The sequence below is a fragment of the Flavobacteriales bacterium genome (genome assembly GCA_013214975.1).
Classification (GTDB): Bacteria; Bacteroidota; Bacteroidia; order DT-38; family DT-38; genus DT-38.
The window spans coordinates 1-4,951 of record JABSPR010000234.1; the positions used below are offsets into that span (position 1 = coordinate 1).

Sequence of the window (4,951 nt, forward strand, 5' to 3'; positions counted from 1 at the left end):
ATTTTTAAATTCCTGAAGAATAGGCCCCAACATTATTCCATCTGTTGCAAATGCATGTCCACCACAATTTAATCCTGATTCAATTCTATACTCAGAAACCCATAACCCTTTTTTAGCAAAGAACTTTCCTTGAATTAGGGCCGATCTATAATCGCTTACTTTAAGAATTATTGACTTATTAACCTTTCCATTCACATCTGGAAAGAAATCATCAAACTCTCCTATATATGAATACAATCGGGGATTCATACCCGCTGATAAAACAACACCCGATTTCAATTTACTATTGGCAAATCCTCTCAAAGCAGAGTGCGCATCATTAAATTTAGCTTCTTGCTTTACCTTTCTAATATATTGAGCCGCGTCTAACTTGGTCATTATATTTACATCAATATCTCCCAACACAAGATTATCCTCTAGCCAATTCCATATCGTTTTAGTGTCATCTGTTGATTCAACTAATTCTTTATAACCATGCTTTACTGAAGAAAAGTCCGGAAGCAAATCAATGTATCTGTTCACTTCCTCTCTTGTTTCATATATAGAGTTCTTAAGTTCTTCAAAGCTTTTCTTAACAACGGCATCCACAATATCAAAATAAGCTGTAAACCTTTTAGCTCTATAATCATCTACTTTATTTGAAATAGCCTCAAATGAAAAACCAAATTCTGCACAATACTTTTCACGCATTTTTTCTACGATCAAATCATCAACCATAGAAATTACAGACGAAATACCATATTTAGCAACCTTTATCGGTGTATCTATTGTAAATCCGATACCCATTACAGGAACGTGAAAGGTATGGCCACCTGCAGATTGTTTCATATTTATTTTCTATTTAAAGTTACGTTATCAAATATAGACTATCCTAGAATGATAATTATATATAGTATAAGGTTGAGCCTTCATGTGCTCATGACCAGATTTCCTCATCGGTAGGTACTGACTTATCTTGTACAAACCCAATCCTAGAAACATTAATTAAGTGTTTGTAATCTAGATTCTCTGAGATTGAATTATTACCCCATGAACCACATCCTAACGTGGTGGTTGGAGCAAATCCATTTAACAAACTTCCTCCCGCCGTGGTAGAACTTGGAGCATTCACAACCAACCTAGAAACAGGTAGAGCTACACCTGCTTTGTCAATATTTTCCTTATTATTCGAATGGATTGCTGTAGAATGCCCTGCGCCTTCAATCAGCAAGTTTTGTTTGGCAATAGATATAGCGTCATCAATATCATCATATTCAAAGGCAACCATCACCGGGCACATTTTTTCTTTTCTAAGCAAATCCGAATCTGAGTCATTAGATCTCAGAATAATAACCGTTGTTATCTCCGGCACCTCTACTCCTGCCATACTCGCAATCTGTTGAACACTTTGCCCTACTGCATCTTTAGCAATATGGCCGTCTTCAAATAGAATATTCCTAAATTTATCTACTTGGTCTTGATCACTTATATAATATGCGCCTTCACTTTCGAAGGCACTTATCACTTCGTTGAATTTTCCTTTTGATGCAATTATTGATTGCTCGCCAGAACAAATTATTCCATTATCAAACTTCCTACCGGCAATAACTTTCGAAGCTGCATCTTTAAAATCTATATCATTATCTATAATAACCTGTACATTCCCAGCTCCAACTCCAAAAGAAGGCCTTCCACTACTATATGCTGCCGACACCATTGCGGGTCCACCTGTAGCGATTAAAACATCCACAGCTCCCATTAATTCATTAGTTAATGGAATTGAAGGTTCCTCTATACATTGAATTAAATTTGATGGACCGCCAACACTAGCTATTGCTTGATTCATTAACGATACCGTTTTATTGGATACTTTTTTTGCCCTAGGATGAGGAGCAATTATTATCGAATTCCTCCCCTTTAATGCAAACATTGCATTACACATTGGTGTTACCACAGGATTAGTTGTAGGAGTAACCGCACCTATCACCCCCTTGGGTTTAGCGACAAATACAAGACCTTTTTCCTCATCTCTATCAATTATCCCAACAGATTTTTTCCCTTTTAGATTATTCCAAATAACTTTAGACTTGCCTTTATTCTTTGCTACCTTATCCTCATAGACTCCCATTTCGGTTTCATCAACGGCATCTCTTGCTAGGTCTTCGGCATTGTCATACACAACTTTAGCTATTGCCTTTACAACCTCATCGACACTTTTTTGATCAAAAGATTCAAATTCTTCTTGAGCAATTCGCGCTCGACTTATCATTTCCTTTATCATCTTAAAACTATTCTGTTATTTACTTTTAACGATTGCAAAGATAGTAAGAAGTCTTTTCCTCTATGCTACTTCACAAGCTATTCTCAGCATTTTTACTTTTTCTGCAATCTCTTCTAACTTCTCCTTTGATACTTTAATCAAACCTTTAGCTGGCGTGTCTCTATCAATAGAATACACCATTACTTTAACTGGACGGATTTCCGCAATTCGATTCACCCATTTGTTCAATTCATCCTCAACTGTATTATCAACAGATACTCCCTCAAAAACACCTCCAAAAAACATTGACTGTATAATCATATCACCATCAAAATCGAGAAGTGCTTTATGTATTTTATTAAGAGAAATCCCTCCTAAAGGTTTATCGATTTTACTAAACATTTCCTCAGAACCTGCATCTAGCTTCAATATACATTGATCAATTTTTTTCAATCCCGCTCTAACCTGTTCCTTATGAAGCATTGTCGCATTCGACAAAACAGCTATCTGACAATCCGGCATATGCTTATTACGCAACGCAATCGTATCTTCAATTATCGAGTCAAATTTCGGATGCATTGTCGGCTCACCATTTCCAGCAAAAGTGATTACATCAAGAATGTCGTTCTCCTCTACCATTTTCTTAAGAGTAGAGTTTAATTGTTTTGATACTTTCTCTGCCGGATGAAAGTCAAATTTCTGTTTATTATCAGTCCAACCGCACTCACAGTAGATACAGTTAAAATTGCACAATTTAGACTCTAAAGGAAGTAGATTAATCCCTAAAGACCTACCCAAACGACGACTCCGTACTGGCCCAAAAATGATATTATCAAAAAGGAAAGTTCCCATGGATATAGAATTTAACACAAAGGAAATGAATTTTCAGGGTCTCATCATCATTAGACCCATTCATTTCCATTCTTTCTTACATTAAGGCTTATGCTTTAATATTGTAATTTCGCGATCTTCAAATTACAGAACAATAATTAAATGCTCAAAGACCTAGGCCTATTTATTAAATTTAAACTATCCACTCTGGTACTGTTTTCAGCTGCCGCAGGATATGCAATTGGCCTTGGGAAGCATCCCGAATTCCATTTAGCATTTGATGGTGCGCGATTTGCATTTTTACTAATAGGTGGATTCCTTATAACAGGTGCGTCAAATGGCTTTAATCAAATTTGGGAAAGAGACATTGACAGCTTAATGGAAAGGACTAAAAACAGACCTCTTCCTTCTAAGAGAATGACTGTTAAAAATGCATATATCTATGCAATAATCATGGGTATTACAGGTATTTATATTCTCTCCTTTCATGTAAATTACTTTTGTGGAGCCCTCGGATTTGCCTCACTTCTTTCTTATGTATTTATCTACACTCCACTTAAAAAGATTTCACCTTGGGCTTCTTTAATTGGTGCATTTCCAGGAGCTGTTCCTCCCCTAATTGGCTGGGCAGGCGCCACGGACGATTTAGGTTTAGAACCTGGCGTGTTATTTTTATTACTATTCATTTGGCAATTCCCCCACATATGGGCCATATCATGGGTTGTTGATGACGATTATAAAAAAGCCGGTATCAAGCTTATTCCATCCACATCAGGTAGAGGGATGGTTACATCGCGATACATTTTCTGGTCATGCGCACTTTTAATACCCGCTACATATTGGCCATTCCACATTAGCATGATTGATATTTATTCTCTTATCGCTATAATGGTTAGTAATCTCGCATTTCTCTTCTTGTCTTACAAACTTCTAATTGACAACAATACAATAAATGCAAAGAAAGTAATGTTCGCCTCTTTCTTTTACCTACCTATAGTGCTGATTATCTTTACGATATCAAGTCTGTTTTAACGTTATCGGATTCTGATTATAATATATAATCGTAACCACCCTGTCTACTTTTAGTATATTGTGAGTACTTAAGAATAAAGCATGAAACTACTTTCATACTCTTTCATTATTATATTATTCTCTGCATCAAGCGTATTTGCGGGAAGGAATACAACTTCCTATGAATTCGATTTCAGAATAAACCCTTCCTTCTCTTCGATTATTACTGGCCAGAAACTACATAGACCACACCTCAACCTTAACTATGGTGTAAGAGGAAGTTACCTTAAAGGTAAATCCATTTATACAGTTGGATTCTCGCATTTAACACAAGGTGGAAACACAAGAAAAGACAGTACTTTGACTAAGTATGAAATGCTTGATAAAGTTAAAACAATCGCATTTCCAATAGAATATAGCTATGCCTTAATAGACAAAGTCAATAAAAAAACATATGCGATGGCTGGGTTAGTTATTGGAAGCAACTATGCAGTATCCACTATAAATAGAAAATCAAAACAGGTCCAAAGCGGTGAAGAGAATACCTTTAATCAAACGATTGATAAGAAATACATTGCAATCAAGTTGGGTATTACTTTAAAGTATAGGCTACAAAAAGACTTTCAACTGAATATAAACCCCACCATTACCTACCAAGTAAACGGAATAAAGGGAAATAAAACTTACAAAAGCAACTTGATAATGTTCTCAGTCAGTCTAGGAATCCTTCGACTAAGCTCAATTTAACTTTGAGCTTTACAAGTATTACGATTTTTTAAATTTACCATCAATCGCGTCTTCTGTTTCATCTTCTTCCGAATCTACGAAATAAGGGTTTCGATATCCGTAGCCATAACCATAACCATAACC

General features: G+C 35.9%; 5 protein-coding genes. 2 read left to right on the forward strand and 3 right to left on the reverse strand.

Features of this window, described 5'->3' with window-relative positions:
• The 3 genes from HRT72_07735 to HRT72_07745 all read right to left on the reverse strand — a co-directional run.
• On the reverse strand, positions 1-828 hold an 828-nt coding region (locus HRT72_07735; GenBank protein NQY67597.1), incomplete at its 3' end, for a hypothetical protein.
• An 88-nt stretch (positions 829-916) separates the two neighbouring features.
• Entirely contained in the window at positions 917-2,260 is a 1,344-nt protein-coding gene (locus HRT72_07740; GenBank protein NQY67598.1) for an aldehyde dehydrogenase family protein, read from the reverse strand.
• Positions 2,261-2,320: 60 nt separating this feature from the next.
• Entirely contained in the window at positions 2,321-3,091 is a 771-nt protein-coding gene (locus tag HRT72_07745; protein ID NQY67599.1) for a radical SAM protein, read from the reverse strand.
• Positions 3,092-3,232: 141 nt separating this feature from the next.
• Between HRT72_07745 and cyoE the strand changes: the two genes are divergently transcribed.
• Positions 3,233-4,102 (forward strand): protoheme IX farnesyltransferase, encoded by an 870-nt coding sequence (gene cyoE, locus HRT72_07750; GenBank protein ID NQY67600.1) that lies wholly within the window; start codon positions 3,233-3,235, stop codon positions 4,100-4,102.
• A gap of 81 nt (positions 4,103-4,183) precedes the next feature.
• Positions 4,184-4,828, forward strand: coding sequence for a hypothetical protein (locus tag HRT72_07755; protein NQY67601.1), 645 nt, complete (start codon positions 4,184-4,186; stop codon positions 4,826-4,828).
• Positions 4,829-4,951: the final 123 nt, after the last annotated feature.

What these genes read in the sequence shown, in the direction of transcription:
- HRT72_07740 (NQY67598.1), bottom strand. Translation starts at nt 2,260, where the DNA reads ATGATAAAGGAAATGATAAGTCGAGCGCGAATTGCTCAAGAAGAATTT.
- HRT72_07745 (NQY67599.1), bottom strand. Translation starts at nt 3,091, where the DNA reads ATGGGAACTTTCCTTTTTGATAATATCATTTTTGGGCCAGTACGGAGT.
- cyoE (NQY67600.1), top strand. Translation starts at nt 3,233, where the DNA reads ATGCTCAAAGACCTAGGCCTATTTATTAAATTTAAACTATCCACTCTG.
- HRT72_07755 (NQY67601.1), top strand. Translation starts at nt 4,184, where the DNA reads ATGAAACTACTTTCATACTCTTTCATTATTATATTATTCTCTGCATCA.